Below are 16,772 nucleotides of genomic sequence, written 5' to 3' on the forward strand. Positions count from 1 at the left end.
CTCTCGTTCCTCCTCGGTAGGGCTGTCCATATCGCGCGGGAGCGCGGCGTCGTCGATGCCCACACCTAGTATCTCCGTTCCCGGGCACGATCCGAACAGGAGGGGCGGACAGAGCTGTGGAATTCACTGCGGGCGGACTGCTGGAGGTTCGCATCACCCCGGCTGACGTGGGTAAACGAGTCTCCGTACGACGGGCTGAGGGCGAGCTGGGCGGATCGCCCCAGTTCACGGACACGGTCGGAGTTCTCACATCCTGGGACCGGGGTGTGCTGCTGATCACACGAAAGAATGGCGAATCCGTCCGCATCGCGGAATCCGCGCTGGTCGCGGGCAAGGTCGTGCCCCCGGCGCCGGCCCGCAGACGGGGTCCGGCGGCCTCCTTCGAGGAGCTTTCGCGGGTCGCGGCGCGGTCCTGGCAGCCGCTGGAGAGCGAGCCGCTGGGCGAGTGGACGCTGCGGGCGGCGGGCGGATTCACCCGGCGGGCCAACTCCGTGCTGCCGCTCGGCGACCCGGGCATACCGCTGGACGATGCACTCGCCCGAGTGACGTCCTGGTACGCGGAACGTGGTCTTCCGGCCTATGTGCAGGCCGCGACGGGCGCCGCCGGGACGCAGGAGCTGCTGTGCGCGGAGCTGGAGCGGCGGGGCTGGGTGTCCGAGGTGTCGGCGGAGGTACGGATCGGGGCCCTGGCGCCGGTGGCCGACGTCGACGCGCCCGGCGCCGGGTCCGTACGTCTGACCCGCGTCCCGGACGAGGAGTGGCTCGGGCGCTACGGGAAGGTCTCCGACCCGGACCTGGCGCGCCGGATGCTGGTGGAGGGGCCGTCGGTGTGGTTCGCGGCGCTGCCCGGGGGCCGGGCCATCGGCCGGCTCGTGGTCGACGGGCGCTGGGCGGGCTTCGCGGCGGTGACGGTCGATCCGGAGCACCGCCGGGAGGGCCTGGCGACGGCCGTGATGGCGGCGCTGGCACGGCGGGCGCTGGAGGAGGGCGCGTCGGCGGCGTGGCTCCAGGTGGAGACCGACAATGCGGCCGCGCGGGGGCTGTACGACGGCCTCGGCTTCTCCACGCACCACACGTACCACCACTACCGGGCGGTGGGGTCGTGACCTCGCAGTGGCGTGAGCGGTTCGCGGCGGAGGCCCGGGCGGAGCGCCCCGATCTGGCGGTGCTGTGCCTGCTGCTGGCGGCGGAGGCCGACCCGGACCTCGACGAACGCGTCATGGACTGGGCGCAGATCGAGCTGGACCGGCTGGCCGGGATGCTGCCGTACGGGCTGCGGGGCGCGCGGGAGTGGGCCTCGGCGGTCACGGAACTGCTGGGCGGCCGGCTGGGCTTCCACGGCACCCCGGCGGACTACGACCGGCTCTCGTCCTCGCTGCTGCACGAGGTGCTGCGGCGCCGGCGCGGCCTGCCGATCCTGTTGTCCGTGGTCTGGCTGGAGGTCGCGCGGCGGGCGGGGGCGCCGGTGTACGGGCTGGGCCTGCCGGGGCACTTCGTGGTGGGCTTCGGGGACCCGGAGGAGGGCGTGGTGATCGACCCGTTCGCGGGCGGCGCGTCGCTGGGGGCGGGCCCGGCGGAGCTGGCCTCCGGGCCGCGGACGCCCGCGCGGACGTTGGACATCGTGCTGCGGATCCTGAACAACATCCGCGCGTGGGCGTCGGCCCGCCCGGAGCACTCGGGGGTCGCGCTGTGGGCGCTGGAGCTGTCGTTGCTGCTGCCGTCGCATCCGGCGGCGCTGCGGTACGACCGGGCGCGGCTGCTGGTGGAACGCGGCGCCTTCCGGGAGGGGGCGGCGGAGCTGGACTCGTACGCGGAGGTGGTGTCCGTGATCGACGCGGACGCCGCCGCGAGGATCCGGGCCGAGGCCGCTGCCGCGCGTGCCCTGCTGAACTGACCGGCCCGCCGGTTCCGCTGCGCGGTGCGCGCCGCCGGGTGCGGGGTACGGGTCCCGGCCGCTGCGCGGGGCCTTCCCCCACCCCGCCCCTTCCCGAGACCGGGGCTCCGCCCCGGACGCCGTACAGGCGCCGCGCGCCCGCGCCTCGAACGCCGGCGGGGCTGGAAGATCCAGCCTCGCCGGCGTTTGAGGCGCGGGGTCCGGGGCGGAGCCCCAGGGGGCCGCGCAGCGGCTACAGCCAGCCCTTTTCGCGGGCCGTGCGGACGGCTTCGGCCCGGTTGCGCGCCGCCAGTTTCTGGATGGCCGTCGAGAGGTAGTTGCGGACCGTGCCCTGCGAGAGGTGCAGGCGGGCCGCCAGCTCCGCGTTGGTCGCGCCCGACTCCGCAGCCCGCAGGACCTCCCGTTCCCGGTCCGTGAGCGGGTTCGCGCCCTCCGCGAGGGCCGCCGCCGCCAGGGTGGGGTCGATGACCCGCTCCCCTTCCAGGACCTTCCGCACGGCCGCCGCCAGCTGCGCGGCCGGCGCGTCCTTGACCAGGAAGGCGGAGGCGCCCGCCTCCATCGCCCCGCGCAGGTATCCGGGGCGGCCGAAGGTGGTGAGGATGACGATCCGTATGTCGGGGAGGGCCGAGCGCAGGGCCGCGGCCGCCTCGATGCCCGTCATGCCCGGCATCTCGATGTCCAGCAGGGCCACGTTCACGTCGTGCGCGCGGGCCGCCTCCACCACCTCGTCGCCTCGGGCGACCTGCGCCAGTACCTCGATGTCCGGCTCCAGGCCGAGCAGCGCGGCGAGGGCCTCGCGGACCATCGACTGGTCCTCCGCCAGCAGGATGCGGATGGGGCGTGGGCTCATGACCGCGATCCTAGGGGGACCCTGGCGACCAGTCGGAAGCCGGATGGGCCGGCCGGGCCGGCCGACAGCGTGCCGCCGACCGCCTCCAGGCGTTCCGTCAGGCCCGTGAGGCCGTTGCCGTGCGTGCTCGGGCCGCCCGCGCCGTCGTCCCGCACCGTCAGCTCCACCACGGGCCCCTCCAGTGTCTGCGGCGTCTCCAGGCTGACCGCGCACCGCTTCGCGCCGCTGTGCCGGACCACGTTCGTGACCGCTTCGCGCAGCGACCAGGCCAGGGCGGACTCCTGTTCCTCGGTCAGTTCCCCGGGCAGGTCGGCGCCGTCCCCCGCCGGGAGCTTCGCCACCACCCCGGCCGCGGCCAGCGCGGTTCGGGCGCCGGCGAGTTCGCCGGGCAGGGTGGGCCGTCGGTAGCCGCTCACGGCTTCGCGTACGTCGACCAGTGCCTGGCGGCTGACCTGCTCGATGTCCGCGACCTGCTGGGCGGCCGCGTCGGGTTGGTCGGGCAGCATCCGGCCGGCCAGCTCGCTCTTGAGCGTGATCAGGGACAGCGAGTGGCCCAGCAGGTCGTGCAGGTCGCGGGCCATTCGCAGGCGTTCCTCGTTGGCGGCGAGCTGGGCCACCGTGGCCCGTGCCTCCCTCAGTTCCATGGTGGTGCGGATCATCGCGCGGATGCCGACCATCGCGAACCCGCCCATCAGGGCCGGTACCACCAGCCCGGCCAGGTAGGCGTCCCAGCCGGGCAGCGCCGGGGCCACCACGATCATCAACGCGGTCGCGCCCGGCACCGTCCAGCGGGAGATCTCCGGCGGCAGTGCGGCGCCGGAGGAGATGGACACGTAGACGAAGAGCACGAGCCATTCGCGGCCCAGCGTCAGCGACAGGACGGTGGCCTGCGCGGCGAGCACGGCCAGCGAGACCAGGACCCGCGGCACGGCCATCTGCCGGACGGTGCGGAAGACCAGCACCAGGTACCAGGCGACGAAGGCCACCAGGCCCAGCGCCCCGAGGATCCGGGCCCCGGTGGAGTGCCCGCCTCGGATCAGGTCGGTGACGGGCGCGCTCAGGTAGAACAGCCAGATGCTGATCCAGAGGGCCTTCACGAGCTGCTGGCGGAAGGTCAGCGGCTTCACTCCGATCCCGATCCCCGGGACCTCGTCGGCTTCCTTCGTGAGCGCCACGGTTTCACGCCTTCAGTGAGTCCTTGCGGTACAGCCAGGCGGCCGCACCGGTGAACAGTACGAAGTACGCCGCGAGGATCGCCACGTCCTTCGCGTGGGGGGCTCCGCCGAGTTCGATGGCCTGGCCGAGGCCCGCGTAGGCGTGGGTGGGGAGCCATTCGCAGATGTTCCGGAGCCACTGCGGGAAGTTCGCGGTGGGCATCCACAGGCCGCCGAGGATGGAGAGGCCGAAGTAGACCAGCATCGTGAGGGGGCGGACGGTGTCCCCGCTCGCCAGGTAGCCGAGGGCGACGCCGAGCGCGGCGAAGACCAGGCTGCCGGCCCAGATGGCGCCGGTGAGGGCGAGCCATTGCCAGGCGTCGAACCGTACGTCCTTCACGGCGGCGGCCACCGCGAAGACGACCAGGATGGCCGGGAGGGAGAGGACGCCGGCTCCGGCGGTCTTGGCGAGGACGTAGCCGCGGCCGGGGAGGGCGGTCAGCCGCAGCTGGCGGACCCAGCCCTTCTCGCGTTCCTTGGCGATGCGCTCGCTGTTGCCCATCAGGACGGCGGTCAGGGCGCCGAAGGAGGCCATGGCGACCATGTAGAAGGCGGGCATGGTCAGTTCGGTGCCCATGACCTTGGTGGTGCCGTCGAGGGTGCCGCCGAGCATCAGGAAGAGGGCGGCCGGGTAGAGGATCGTGAAGAAGAGGTACTTCTTGTTGCGCAGCGCGCGGACGATCTCGAGCTTGATGAGGGCGTTCACTTCGTGGCCTCCTCGGCCTCGGTGAGGGCGATGAAGGCCTGTTCCAGGCCGAGGCCCGCGACCTCCAGGTTCCGGGGGTAGAGCCCGAGCGCGTAGAGGGCGTGGACGGTGGCGTCGGCGTCGCGGGACTGGATCCGTACGGTGTCGCCGCGCTGCTCGAAGGAGGTCAGGAAGGGCAGTTCGCGCAGGCGGGCGCCCATGGGTGTCGATGGACCCGCCGGTTCGGTCACGTCGAAGGTGATCTTCCGGGCTCCGGCCTTCGCCTTGATCTCGGCGGCGGTGCCGTCGGCGAGGACCCGGCCCTTGGAGAGGACGATGACGCGGTCGGCGATCGCGTCGGCCTCCTCCAGGTAGTGCGTGGCGAACAGGACGGTGCGGCCCTGGTCGGCCTGTTCCCGCATGGTGGCCCAGAAGGACTGGCGGGAGGTGACGTCCATGCCGGTGGTCGGCTCGTCGAGCACGATGAGGTCGCTGTCGCCGACGGTGGCGAGCGCGAAGCGCACCCGCTGCTCCTGGCCTCCGGAGAGCTTGTCGACCTTGCGGTCGGCGATCTTGTCGATGCCGGCCCGGGAGAGGACCTGGTCGACCGGGTGCGGCCGGGGGTGCAGGGCGCAGCCCAGCGCCACGATCTCGCGTACGGTCACCTCTTCCATGAGGCCGCCGCTCTGGAGCATCGCGCCGACGCGGCCGGCGGCGACCGCCTCGCGCGGGGTGGTGCCGAAGAGCCGGACGGAGCCGGAGTCGGCGGGGCGCAGGCCGAGGAGGAGGTCGAGGGTGGTGGATTTGCCGGCGCCGTTGGGGCCGAGGAGCGCGACGGTCTCGCCCGGGTGGAGCGTGAGGGAGAGGCCGTCGACCGCCCGGACCGTGCCGTAGCTCTTGGTCACGTTCTCGAAGCTCACCACGGTGTCGGTGGCGGGCTGCGCGGTGCGTGTCGCGGTCGTCGTCGTCATGTGTCGAGCTTCGCCGGTGGGGGGTGCCGCGCGGCAGTGTCGCCCGTCGTGAGGGGCGCATGACGGATGTCATGCCGTGGACATGACGATGCCCCCGCCCGGGGATCGGGCGGGGGCACGGTCGTGAGCGGTGCGGCCTAGCTCGGGTTGGTGTCGACGACCACGGTGCGCTCGGCCGTGGTCTTGCCGCGCAGGGCCTTGGTGAGCGCGCCGGCCACGTCCTGCGGGGTGACCGGGGTCTTGTCGCCGGTGCCCCGGGTGATCAGGACCCCGTCCCAGGTGTTCCCGTACGTGGCCTTGAGCGCGTCGAGGTCGTACTTCTCGACGAGGTGGCCGTCCACCGCGTTCATGCTGATGATCTTGGGCAGCGACTTGGCGCCGAAGGCGATGGACTTGCCGCCGATCTTGACGATGGCGTTGGCGGACATCGCGGGCTCGGCGAACTCCTTCATCGCCCGGTCGATCTCGGCCTGCGCGACGGTCGGCTCCTTGTTGGTGACGGGCAGTTCGGGCGGGACCGACTTGCCGGTTTCGACCATGTCGCGGAAGGCCTTGGCGACGACGGGGACGGAGGCGTCGACGTCGAGGGTGGTGCCGGCCTTGCCGGGGACGGCGACGGCCTTGCCGGTGTCGAACTTGATGGTCGCCTCGGTGGCGGAGCCCGCGGTTCCGGCGAGCTCCTGGAGGGCCACCTGGAGCTTCTCCTCGTCGACCGGCATCACCGGGTCGGCGACGCGCTCGTTGCCGAGGAGCGAGCCGATGACGGTGATGGGGTTGTAGTCGTTGCCGGCGGCGTTGCGGACGGTGGTCTGGGCGTCGAGGCTCAGGCCGGCCTTGTCGGGCTTCAACTCGACCTGCTTGCCGCCGACGCTGACCTGGAGCGGGGCGGCGGCGCGGGTGCCGAAGGCGGTCTGGAGCTTGGCCACGGCCTCGTCACGGCTGCCGCTGATGTCGACGTTGAGGACGGTGGTGCCCTTGGGGACGTCGGAGTGGTTCAGGAGCAGGCCCGCGCCGTAGGCCACGCCGAACAGGACGAAGACTCCGCCGCCGATCAGGACCGTCTTGGAGCGGCCCTTCTTCTTGGCCGCCGGCGCGGTCTTGGCCTGCGCGGGGGCGGGCGCGGGGCGCGGTGCGGCCGGCCCGGGGGCCGGTACGCGCGCCGTGGACGGGGGCGGGGTGTCCAGGCCGGGACCGGGCCAGCGGGGCGCGTCCGCGCCGCCGGGGCCGCTGCCGAGACCGGGGCCGGCGGTGGGACCGGCGGGGCCCGCGCCCTGCTCGGCCCGGAACGCCGGGAGGGGCTGCGTGGAGCCGCCGCCGGGCGCGTCGGGGCCGGGAGCGCCGGGGACCAGCCCGCCGGGCACGGGGCCCGCGGGCATCGGGGCGCCGGGCACGGGGCCGTGGCCGAAGCCGTGGGCGAGGTCCGACATCGGCGCGGCGGGCGTGGGCGGCGGGGTCGCGTAGCCGGCGCCGGGCACGGCCGGGGTCGGCGGCAGCGGCGCCTGTCCGGGCACGGGGGCCGCCATCGGGCCGGGGACCGGGGCGCCGGGGAGCGAGGCGCCGGGGAGCGGGGCGCCGGGGACCGGGGCGCCGGGGAGCGAGGCGCCGGTGGGTCGGGTCGGCAGCTGCGGGGCGGACCCGGGGGCCGGGGCGCCGGCGGACCGGGTCGGCGGCTGCGCGGGGGCCGGCGTCGGGGCGGGCGGCGGCGGGGTGGGCGCCTTGCGGGGGGCGAACCAGTTGCTGGCCGGTGCCTCGGCTTCGGCGACCGGCTCGGGCTCGGCCTGGATCCGCGTCGGCTGGGGCTTCGGCCGCTGCTCGAGGCGCGGCTGGGCCTGGGCGGGCGCGGCCGGCAGGGCCGGTCGCGGCGCCGGCGCCTGCGGCGCGTCGGGTCCGTTGTCCGCCGAGTCGGAGTTGGTGCCCACCGGCGTGCGTACGACCACGGGCGGGATCGGCCGCGAACCCGGGATGTTGATCCGGATCCGGGTCGTCAGCGTGGTCTCGGTCTTGGGCCCGTCGGGATCGGGCGTTGACGGGTTCGAGGTCACAGGGTTCTCCTCCGGGGACTGGCCGGTTCCATACGGCGGCGTACCCGAGGGGTAGGCGGCTCCACCGGGCCCTTTGGACCCGGAGGACGAACTGGCGGTTTCACGACTCAAGGCAGGTTCTCCCGGTTGGCTCCGCCGCCCGTCATACCGTGCGCGGGCAGCTCGGCGGCCCGTCCACCATACTGGCCGCCGCCCGGACGCAACTGACCCCGGGGAATCAGGGGTTCTCCGAACCCCTCACCGAACCCCCGCGCGGCGGCCCGGGACCCCCTCGCGCGCCCCCTCCTCGGATCCCTCTACGGAGTCCGACACCACGTCACTTGGCGGGTCGTCCGGCCGAAACCGGCCGCTCCAGCGGGCCGCGCATGGTGGCGCACATCACAGCCAGGACCGTACCGCCCAAAAGGTAGGCGTACATGCCGATTCCGGACGAACTCAGCAGGAAGTCCCCTTCGGGGCGCGGGACACCGAGCATCACGTACGCGAGGAACCAGCCGACCACGGGCCCGCCCACTCCGAGCCCGGCCCCCAGGGCGATCCGGCCGCCGAGGAACAGCCCGAAGAGGGCCAGCAGCCCGAGCAGCAGCCCGCCGGGGAACCACAGGTCCACCACGAGCCAGCCGGCCAGGCCGGTCAGCGCGCCGAGGACCAGCAGGCCCAGGGCGGCGGCGATCCGCGCCGGGGTCAGTGCCGCGGTCATGCCCCGACCCCCGCGAACAGGTCGTGCTCGCGCTCGCCCGCCGGGGCGCCCGGCTCGCCCGCGACGAGTTCGTAGTACTCGCGGGTGAGCAGCGGCTGCCCGAGGTCGTTGGAGAGCGCGAAGAAGGGCCCGTCCACGGCGATCTGGGTGGCGTGGGCGCGCATCGCGGCCGCCTTCGCCGCCTCGATCTCCTCGGGTGCCGCGATCTCGGCGGTGATCCGCTCGTCCGCGACGACGCCGGGTACGTCCTTCGGTGAGGCGATCCCCGGGAAGGGCGACCCGGTTCCGGTCGCGCGCAGTTCGGCGAAGCCCTCCTCCACCACCGAGAGCGGTACGCGGTTCCAGTAGACCTTCGCGATCCGGTGCGGCTCGCCGAGGTCGCGCCGGTAGGCGCCCTCCGCGGCCAGTTCGGCGGCGCGCGTGGCGACCCGGTGGGCCTGGATGTGGTCGGGGTGCCCGTATCCGCCGTCGGGGTCGTAGGTGACGAGCACCTGCGGGCGGACCTCTCGGATCACCTCGACGAGGTACGCGGCGGCGTCGTCCACGTCGGCGGACCAGAAGGCCTCGGGGCGGTCGTTCTGCGGGGCGCCCATCATCCCGGAGTCCCGGAAGCGGCCGGGGCCGCCGAGGAACCGGTGGTCGGTGACGCCGAGTTCCGCCATGGCGTCGGCGAGCTCGCCGACGCGGTGGGCGCCGAGGGTGTCGTCGCGGTCGGCCGTGAGGTGCGCGAGAGCGGGCGGGATGACCTCGCCCTCCTCGCCGAGGGTGCAGGTCACCAGGGTGACGTGGACGCCCTCGGCCGCGTACTTGGCCATGGTGACGCCGTTGTTGATCGACTCGTCGTCCGGGTGCGCGTGCACGAGGAGCAGCCGACGGGCGGGAAGACCGTTCATGGGGCCCAGCCTAGGGGGTGCCTCGTCGGCGAGCCCGGCCCGACCGGCAAGCCATCCCCTGGTCGACTACCTCAGAACTTCAAGCCGCTGATCATGCTCGCCACGTTGGACGTGAGCTGGCTGAGGGTCGGAGCGATCGTGGAGCTCGCCAGATAGAAGCCGAGCAGTACGCAGACCACCGCGTGTCCCGCCTTCAGGCCCGACCTGCGGACCAGCAGGAAGACGACGATCGCCAGCAGCACCACGGCCGAGATCGAGAGTGCCACGGCGGTTCACCTCCACGTCGAGCGGACATCGGTAAGCGCATTCGTGCTCGGCAGGACTCATACCCACCGTGCGCTACGGATCATAACTATCCGTACCAGCGCATCGATCGAATTCCGGCAGCACGAGGGGCGCACGGCGCGCATGGGCTGGGTCACACGAGAGGCCGGCCGGAGGGGTTCTGACTCCCTCCGGCCGGCTGTCGGCACCCGCACGGCCGCACGTCACACAGGCTGCATGCCCCGGATCTCGGGGCAGAAACGGTCAAGTTGCCTACATGTTAACCGAGTTGCCCGATCGCTCGGGCATCCCGACCGGTCGGCCGGAGGCCGCCGGGGGTGGCCGGAAATGATCGCCCCGTCGGCATGTACGGCGCGGCGGGGCGCATTCCGCCGGAGCGGCCCGGCCGTGCGCCCCGAACGGGCGCCCTGCGCCGGGTCATACGCCCCCGTTGCCCTTGTCCAGGCGCGGCCCGCCCCCGCCCTCCGGCGGTGACGGCGGCACCACCTGCTTCTCCGCCGCGAAGTGGCAGGCCGAGGGGTGGGCCGCCGGGCCCGAGGGGAAGGCCTCGGGGACGGCGAGCAGCGGGACCTCGGCCGTGCAGCGGGGCTGGGCCTTCCAGCAGCGGGTGCGGAAGCGGCAGCCCGAGGGCGGGTTGGCCGGGGAGGGCACGTCGCCGCTGAGGATGATCCGCTCGCGGTGTGCGCGGGCCTCCGGGTCGGGGACGGGCACCGCCGAGAGCAGGGCCTGCGTGTACGGGTGGGTCGGGTGGTCGTAGATCTGGGCGTCGGAGCCGATCTCCACGATCCGGCCCAGGTACATCACGCCGACCCGGTCGGAGATGTGCCGCACGATCGACAGGTCGTGGGCGATGAACACGTAACTCAGGCCGAACTCGTTCTGGAGCCGCTCCAGCAGGTTGATCACCTGGGCCTGGACGGAGACGTCGAGCGCGGAGACCGGCTCGTCGGCGACGATGATCTCGGGCCGCAGCGCGAGGCCGCGGGCGATGCCGATGCGCTGGCGCTGGCCGCCGGAGAACTGGTGCGGATAGCGGTTGACGTACTCGGGGTTGAGGCCGACCACGTCGAGGAGTTCCTGCACCTTGCGGCGCCGGTCGCCCTTCGGGGCCACCTCGGGGTGGATCTCGTACGGCTCGCCGATGATGTCGCCGACCGTCATGCGCGGGTTGAGCGAGGTGTACGGGTCCTGGAACACCATCTGGATGTTGCGGCGGACGGCCTTGAGGGCCCTGCCCGACAGCTTCGTGATGTCCTCGCCCTTGTACGAGATCGCGCCCGCGGTCGGGCGTTCCAGGTTCACCAGCATCTTGGCGACGGTGGACTTGCCGCAGCCGGACTCGCCGACGATGCCGAGGGTTTCGCCGGCCCGCAGCTCGAAGGAGACACCGTCCACGGCCTTGACCGCGCCGACCTGTTTGCGGAAGACGATGCCCTGGGTGAGCGGGTAGTGCTTGACCAGGTCCTTCACTTCCAGGAGGGGCTCAGCCATGGAGGCACTCCTTCCAGAAGTGGCAGGCACTGGTCCGCCCCTCCGGCGACTCGGGAGACTCCGGCGACTCGGGCGACTCGGGCGACTCGGGCGACCGCGCCACCTCGTACAGCGGCGGGACGTCGGTGCGGCACACGGCCCGCGCCATCGGGCAGCGCGGGTTGAAGGCGCAGCCGGACGGGATGGCCAGCAGGTTCGGCGGCAGGCCCTTGATGGCGTAGAGCTCCTGGCCCTTCTGGTCCAGGCGCGGGATCGAGTCCAGCAGGCCGCGGGTGTAGGGGTGGGCGGGGGCTTTGTAGATGGCGTGGACGGGGGCCGCCTCGACGATCCGGCCCGCGTACATGACGGCGATCTTGTCGGCCACGTCGGCGACCACGCCCAGGTCGTGGGTGATCAGGATGAGGCCCATGTGCAGCTCGCGCTGGAGCTCGGCCAGCAGGTCCATCACCTGTGCCTGGACGGTGACGTCCAGGGCGGTGGTCGGCTCGTCCGCGATGATCAGCGAGGGCTCCAGGGCCAGCGCCATGGCGATCATGATGCGCTGGCGCATGCCGCCGGAGAACTGGTGCGGGTAGTCCCCCACCCGCTCCCTGGCCGCGGGGATCCTCACCCGGTCCATCAGCTCGACGGCCTTGGCCCTGGAGTCCTTGCGGGACATCCCGCGGTGCACCTCGTACATCTCGCCGAGTTGCGCGCCGACGCTCAGCACGGGGTTCAGGGAGGACAGCGCGTCCTGGAAGATCATGGCCATCCCGGCGCCGCGGACCTTGCGCCGTTCGTCCTCCTTCATCTTCAGGAGGTCCTTGCCCTTGAACAGGATCTCGCCGCTCGTGATGCGGCCCGGCGGCATGTCCAGGATGCCCATCACCGCCTGGGCGGTCACCGACTTGCCGGAGCCGGACTCGCCGAGCACGGCGAGGCTCTCGCCCGCGTCCACCGAGTAGTCGACTCCGTTGACCGCCTTCGCGACTCCGTCGCGCGTCTTGAATTCCACGTGCAGGTCGCGGACTTCGAGCAGCATGTGCGGGGCTCCTCAGCGCAGCTTGGGGTCGAGGGCGTCGCGCACCGCGTCGCCGAGCATGATGAAGGCGAGCACCGTGAGGCTCAGGGCGGCCGCCGGCCAGAGCAGCATGTGCGGGGCGTTGCGGATCTGCGGGGCGGCGTTGGAGATGTCGATGCCCCAGGAGACGGTGGGCGGGCGCAGGCCGACGCCGAGGAAGGACAGGGTGGCCTCCAGGGCGACGTACGTGCCCAGCGCGATCGTGGCGACGACGATGACGGGGGCGACGGCGTTGGGCGCCACGTGCCGCAGCAGCATCCGGCCGTTGCCGGCGCCGAGGGCCCGGGCGGCCTGGACGTAGTCGTTCTGTTTGGCGGTGATCACCGAGCCGCGGGCGATGCGGGCGATCTGCGGCCAGCCGAGCAGCACGATGAAGCCGACCACGGGCCAGACGGTGGTGCTGGTGACGACCGACAGGAAGACCAGGCCGCCGAGGACGACCGGGATGCCGAAGAAGATGTCGGCGACCCGGGAGACCAGGGAGTCGCCCCAGCCGCCGAAGAAGCCGGCGACGCCTCCGAGGGTGGCACCGAGCAGGGCGGCGCCGAGGGTGGCGCAGACGCCCACGGTGATGGACGCGCGGGCTCCGTAGACGGTGCGGGTGTAGACGTCGCAGCCCTGGGTGTCGTAGCCGAAGGGGTGGCCGGGTGCGGAGCCCTGCTGGGACTTGGACAGGTCGCACTGGAGGGGGTCGCCGCCGGCGATGAGCTGCGGCCAGATCGAGATGACGACCAGGAAGAGGATCACCAGCGCGGAGAGGATGAAGACGGGGTTGCGGCGCAGCTGGTGCCAGGCGTCGGACCACAGGGAGCGGGTGCGCTCCGCGGGGCCGGCCGGGCCCGGTCCGGCGGTCTTCTCGATGCCCTCCACGCTCTCGGCCTCGTCCAGCGCCAGATCCATGGGTCCCCCCTGGCCCGTGGGGGAGACCGCCTCCTTCGGGCGGGGCCCCACCGGGTCGAAGCCGGCCGGTTCGGGGCGCTCGGGATCAGGCATAACGGATCCTCGGGTCCAGGACCGCGTAGAGCAGGTCGACGATCAGGTTCGCCAGCAGGAAGACGATGACGAGGATGGTCACGAAGCCGACCACCGTGGGCGCGTTGTTGCGCAGGATGCCCTGGTACAGCTGGTAGCCGACGCCGTGGATGTTGAAGATCCGCTCGGTGATGATGGCCCCGCCCATGAGGGCGCCGATGTCGGTGCCGATGAAGGTGACCACCGGGATCAGGGAGTTGCGCAGCAGGTGGCGGGTGACGACCCGGCGGCGCGGCAGGCCCTTGGCGACGGCGGTGCGGACGTAGTCGGCCTTGACGTTCTCGGCGATGGAGGTGCGCGTCAGCCGGGTGACGTACGCCAGGGAGACCAGCGCGAGCGCGAGGCCCGGCAGGATCAGCTCGTTCAGCGGGACGTCCGGGGAGACGGTGGGCCGCACCCACTGCAGTTTGACGCCGAAGACGAACTGGAGGACGTAGCCCGTCACGAACGCGGGCACGGAGATGACCACGAGGGTCAGCGCCAGCAGCGAGGTGTCCGTGGCCCTGCCCCGGCGCAGTCCGCTGATCACGCCGAGGGTGATGCCGATGACGATCTCGAAGAAGATCGCGACCATGGTCAGGCGCAGCGTGACGGGGAAGGCCGAGGCCATCAGCTCGGTGACGGACTGGCCGTTGAAGGCCGTGCCGAAGTCGCCCTGGAAGATCTGCCCCATGTAGTGGAGGTACTGCTGCCACAGGGGGCGGTCGAGGTAGAGGTCCTTGCGGATGCGCGCGGCGGTGGCCGGGTCGGGGGCCTTGTCGCCGAAGAGGGCGGCGACCGGGTCGCCGAGGGCGTACACCATGAAGAAGATCAGGAACGTGCTGCCGATGAACACGGGGATCATCTGGAGCAGCCGCCGGATCACATAACGTCCCATGGACTGCTCCAGGTTCGATCCGGGGGTTGGTCAGCTGACCTTGATCTGGTCGTACACCGGGACGCTGAACTGGTTGAGCGTCACGTCCGAGAGCCGCTCCGAGTAGCCCGCGCTGCCGTTCTGGTACCAGAGGGGGATGGACGGCATCTGCTGGGCGAGGATCTTCTCGGCGTCCTGGAACGTGGCGATCGCCTTGGCGGAGTCGCTCTCCCGGTTGGCCTCGTCGACGAGCTTGTCGAAGTCCGGGTTGCTGAACTTCCCGTAGTTGGAGGAGGCGCCGGTATAGTACAGCGGCTGCAGGAAGTTCTGGATGAGCGGGTAGTCGGCCTGCCAGCCGGAACGGAACGGGCCGGTCAGCTTGTAACTGCTCTGCTGGTTGCGGAAGTCGGCGAAGGTGCCGACCGGGTTGACCGTGCAGACGGGGCCTTCGCCGAGCGCGTTGTTGATGCTGTTGCAGACGGCGTCCATCCATTCGCGGTGCGAGCCGGTGTCCACGTTGGAGGTCAGCGTGACCTTGCCGCCGGGCAGTCCGCCGCCCTCCTGGATGAGCTTCTTGGCCTCGGCCGGGTCGAAGACGCAGGCGTCGCCGCAGATCGTCGCGGAGAAGCCGCCCTTCTCTCCGAGGGCCGGGGAGGTCCAGTCCTTGGCGGGGGTGCGGGTGTCGCGGAAGATCTGCTTGGTGATCTCGTCGCGGTTGATGGCCCGGGAGATGCCCAGGCGGACCTTCTCGCTGCCCTCCTTGTTCCACTGGGGGTCGTACAGCGGGAAGGTGAGGGTCTGGATGATGAGGGCCGGCTGGTTGATGTAGCGGTCGCCGAGGTCGTTGTTGACGTTCTTCAGCTGCTGCGCCGGGACGTCGTCGACGAGGTCGAGGTTGCCGGAGATCAGGTCGGTGTAGGCGGTGTTGTTGTCGGTGTAGACCTTGAGGTCGACCCCGTTGTTCTGCGCCTTGTCCGGGCCGCCGTAGGCGTCCCACTTGCGCAGCTTCATCCCGGTGCCCTTGGTGTACGAGTCCACGGTGTAGGGGCCGTTGCCGACGGGCTTGTCCAGCCAGCCGGAGTGGTCGGTGAAGAAGGACTTGGGCAGCGGGGAGAAGGCCTGGTAGCCGAGGGTCTCGGGCCAGGTGGAGAACTTGTCCTTCAGGGCGACCGTGAAGACGGTGGGGCTCTTGACGACCAGTCCGGACATCGTCTTCGCCTTGGGCTCGCCGGTCGTCGGGTGCACGTCCGCGTAGCCGACGATGTCGGAGAAGAAGGGCGAGTTGTTCTGCTTGTTGCGCACGTCCGCGCCGTAGTTCCAGGCGTCCACGAAGGACTGGGCGGTGACCGGCTCGCCGTTGCTGAACTTCCAGCCGTCCTTCAGCGTGATCGTGAAGTTCTGACTGTCCGTCGTCTCGATCTTCTCGGCGACCATGTTGTTCGCCTGGCCGGTCTTCGGGTCGTACCTCTTGAGACCGCGGAAGAGCATGTCGAGGACCTTGCCGCCCTGCACCTCGTTGGTGTTGGCCGGCTCCAAGGGGTTCTGGGGGTCACCCCAGGAGGAGCTGACGATTCCGGAGCCACCGCCTCCACCGCTGTCACTGCCCCCGCCGCAGGCCGTCGCCGTGAGGGCGACGGCCACCGCACATGCGGCCCACTTGGCGTGGGTGGCTCCGCGCATGAAGTGCCTCCTAAGGCTCCCAAGACTCACTTAGGGCCCTATGTCACCCTATGCGGGGGCCTCGACACTCCTCGTTGGACCGATTGCACCCTCGCGTCCCGCGCCTGTCACCCGGGCGAGTGCAAACTCAGCTCCCAGGTGTCCACCGCGTAGTGCGGGCGCATGCCGTGCGCCTCGTAGAGCGCGAGGGCCCCGGTCTCGTTGCGGGTGTCGACGCCGAGGCCTACGGTGTCGCGGCCGCGGGCCGCGTAGGCGGCGAACGCGTGGCGCAGGAGGAAGCCTCCGATGCCCCGGCCGCGCAGGTCGGCGCGGACGCCGAGGTAGTTCAGCCATCCCATGCTGGTGCGGTCGTCGCGGCTCAGCAGGACGCCCGCGTCGCCGGCGGCGGGCAGGCCGGCGATCCAGACCAGCGACCAGTCGAGGCCGCGGGCGCCCTGGTGGTCCAGCCATGCCTCGTACGGGCGGCGCACATGGCCGAAGTGGGCGGCGAAGGCATCCTCGACGAGGGCGTGGGCCCGGCGGCGGTCGGTCTCGTCGGTGGCGCAGTCGCGCAGGACGAGCCCCTCGGGAGGGGCGGGCGGCGGATCGGCGGCCGGGGACAGGGCCCGGGTCATCACCTGGTGGCGGCGCACGGGCCGGTAGCCGCGGCCGGGCAGCACGTCGGCGTCGAGGACGGGCTCGGAGTTGAGCTGGAGCCGCATGACGGCGTCCCCCTCCCCCGCGGTGAGCTCGCGGGCCCGGGCCTCCATGAGCTCCAGCAGCCGGACGGCGGCTTGCCGGTGGCCGGGCAGCACGTAGTGGTCGGAGTCGATCCTGCCGGGCCCGGAGTCGTTCCACACCTGGGCGCAGGCCACGAGCAGGCCGCCCTCGAAGGCCAGCCAGGAGTCCTTGGCGAGGTCGGTGCCGGGGTGGTGGAGATCGGCCTCGACCGCGGCGAGGTCGGTCTCGGGTCTGCCGATCTCGATGACGTCGACGGCGTTGAGCAGGGCGCAGATGTCGGAGGCGTCCCCGGGCCCGGCGGGCCGTACGGTGAGCGTGCGCCGCCTGCGGCGGTCGTACGGTGTCGCGTTCACCCGTCCACTGTCCGCTCGTCGGCGCGGCCCCCGCAACTCCCTTCCG

The 16,772-nt window shown here is 72.0% G+C and carries 16 protein-coding genes; 2 read left to right on the forward strand and 14 right to left on the reverse strand.

Annotation, left to right across the window (positions count from 1 at the left end; all coding sequences use genetic code 11):
- Positions 1-116: 116 nt before the first annotated feature.
- Positions 117-1,106 (forward strand): GNAT family N-acetyltransferase, encoded by a 990-nt coding sequence (locus tag ACIQ5Y_RS28545; protein WP_403886477.1) that lies wholly within the window; start codon positions 117-119, stop codon positions 1,104-1,106.
- Entirely contained in the window at positions 1,103-1,894 is a 792-nt protein-coding gene (locus ACIQ5Y_RS28550) for a tetratricopeptide repeat protein (protein ID WP_403886480.1), read from the forward strand. The genes ACIQ5Y_RS28545 and ACIQ5Y_RS28550 overlap by 4 nt, the downstream gene beginning before the upstream one ends.
- A 232-nt stretch (positions 1,895-2,126) precedes the next feature.
- Here ACIQ5Y_RS28550 and ACIQ5Y_RS28555 read toward each other — a convergent pair whose 3' ends face one another.
- The 14 genes from ACIQ5Y_RS28555 to ACIQ5Y_RS28620 form a co-directional block, all read right to left on the reverse strand.
- Entirely contained in the window at positions 2,127-2,744 is a 618-nt protein-coding gene (locus tag ACIQ5Y_RS28555) for a DNA-binding response regulator (protein ID WP_403886483.1), read from the reverse strand.
- Positions 2,741-3,919, reverse strand: a complete 1,179-nt coding sequence (locus ACIQ5Y_RS28560) for a sensor histidine kinase (protein ID WP_403886486.1) — start codon at positions 3,917-3,919, stop codon at positions 2,741-2,743. Before ACIQ5Y_RS28560 ends, ACIQ5Y_RS28555 begins: the two co-directional genes overlap by 4 nt.
- 4 nt (positions 3,920-3,923) lie before the next feature.
- Positions 3,924-4,664, reverse strand: a complete 741-nt coding sequence (locus ACIQ5Y_RS28565; protein ID WP_403886489.1) for an ABC transporter permease — start codon at positions 4,662-4,664, stop codon at positions 3,924-3,926.
- The gene (locus ACIQ5Y_RS28570) at positions 4,661-5,614 is read right to left on the reverse strand and encodes an ABC transporter ATP-binding protein (RefSeq protein WP_403886491.1); all 954 of its coding nucleotides are present in this window, start codon (positions 5,612-5,614) and stop codon (positions 4,661-4,663) included. The genes ACIQ5Y_RS28565 and ACIQ5Y_RS28570 overlap by 4 nt, the downstream gene beginning before the upstream one ends.
- A 137-nt stretch (positions 5,615-5,751) precedes the next feature.
- Complete coding sequence (locus ACIQ5Y_RS28575; RefSeq protein WP_403886494.1) at positions 5,752-7,656, reverse strand: peptidoglycan binding domain-containing protein; 1,905 nt, start codon at positions 7,654-7,656, stop codon at positions 5,752-5,754.
- Between the two features lie 316 nt (positions 7,657-7,972).
- On the reverse strand, positions 7,973-8,356 hold the full coding sequence (locus ACIQ5Y_RS28580; protein ID WP_403886496.1) for a DUF6113 family protein: 384 nt from the start codon (positions 8,354-8,356) through the stop codon (positions 7,973-7,975).
- A complete protein-coding gene (gene mshB / locus ACIQ5Y_RS28585) occupies positions 8,353-9,249 on the reverse strand; it encodes an N-acetyl-1-D-myo-inositol-2-amino-2-deoxy-alpha-D-glucopyranoside deacetylase (protein ID WP_403886499.1) in 897 nt (298 codons plus the stop codon). Before mshB ends, ACIQ5Y_RS28580 begins: the two co-directional genes overlap by 4 nt.
- Before the next feature lie 71 nt (positions 9,250-9,320).
- Complete coding sequence (locus ACIQ5Y_RS28590; protein ID WP_053677094.1) at positions 9,321-9,515, reverse strand: hypothetical protein; 195 nt, start codon at positions 9,513-9,515, stop codon at positions 9,321-9,323.
- A 436-nt stretch (positions 9,516-9,951) separates the two neighbouring features.
- The gene (locus ACIQ5Y_RS28595) at positions 9,952-11,025 is read right to left on the reverse strand and encodes an ABC transporter ATP-binding protein (RefSeq protein WP_403886502.1); all 1,074 of its coding nucleotides are present in this window, start codon (positions 11,023-11,025) and stop codon (positions 9,952-9,954) included.
- The gene (locus ACIQ5Y_RS28600; RefSeq protein WP_403886505.1) at positions 11,018-12,046 is read right to left on the reverse strand and encodes an ABC transporter ATP-binding protein; all 1,029 of its coding nucleotides are present in this window, start codon (positions 12,044-12,046) and stop codon (positions 11,018-11,020) included. Before ACIQ5Y_RS28600 ends, ACIQ5Y_RS28595 begins: the two co-directional genes overlap by 8 nt.
- A gap of 12 nt (positions 12,047-12,058) precedes the next feature.
- The gene (locus tag ACIQ5Y_RS28605) at positions 12,059-13,078 is read right to left on the reverse strand and encodes an ABC transporter permease (protein WP_403886508.1); all 1,020 of its coding nucleotides are present in this window, start codon (positions 13,076-13,078) and stop codon (positions 12,059-12,061) included.
- The gene (locus ACIQ5Y_RS28610) at positions 13,071-13,994 is read right to left on the reverse strand and encodes an ABC transporter permease (protein WP_403886511.1); all 924 of its coding nucleotides are present in this window, start codon (positions 13,992-13,994) and stop codon (positions 13,071-13,073) included. Before ACIQ5Y_RS28610 ends, ACIQ5Y_RS28605 begins: the two co-directional genes overlap by 8 nt.
- A 30-nt stretch (positions 13,995-14,024) precedes the next feature.
- Entirely contained in the window at positions 14,025-15,653 is a 1,629-nt protein-coding gene (locus ACIQ5Y_RS28615; RefSeq protein ID WP_403886514.1) for an ABC transporter substrate-binding protein, read from the reverse strand.
- Between the two features lie 107 nt (positions 15,654-15,760).
- Positions 15,761-16,726 carry a GNAT family N-acetyltransferase gene (locus ACIQ5Y_RS28620; RefSeq protein WP_403886517.1) on the reverse strand — a complete coding sequence of 322 codons (966 nt, stop codon included), beginning with the start codon at positions 16,724-16,726 and terminating at the stop codon, positions 15,761-15,763.
- Positions 16,727-16,772: the final 46 nt, after the last annotated feature.

Source organism: Streptomyces sp. NPDC096339, assembly GCF_044762985.1.
In the GTDB taxonomy this organism is placed as follows: Bacteria; Actinomycetota; Actinomycetes; order Streptomycetales; family Streptomycetaceae; genus Streptomyces.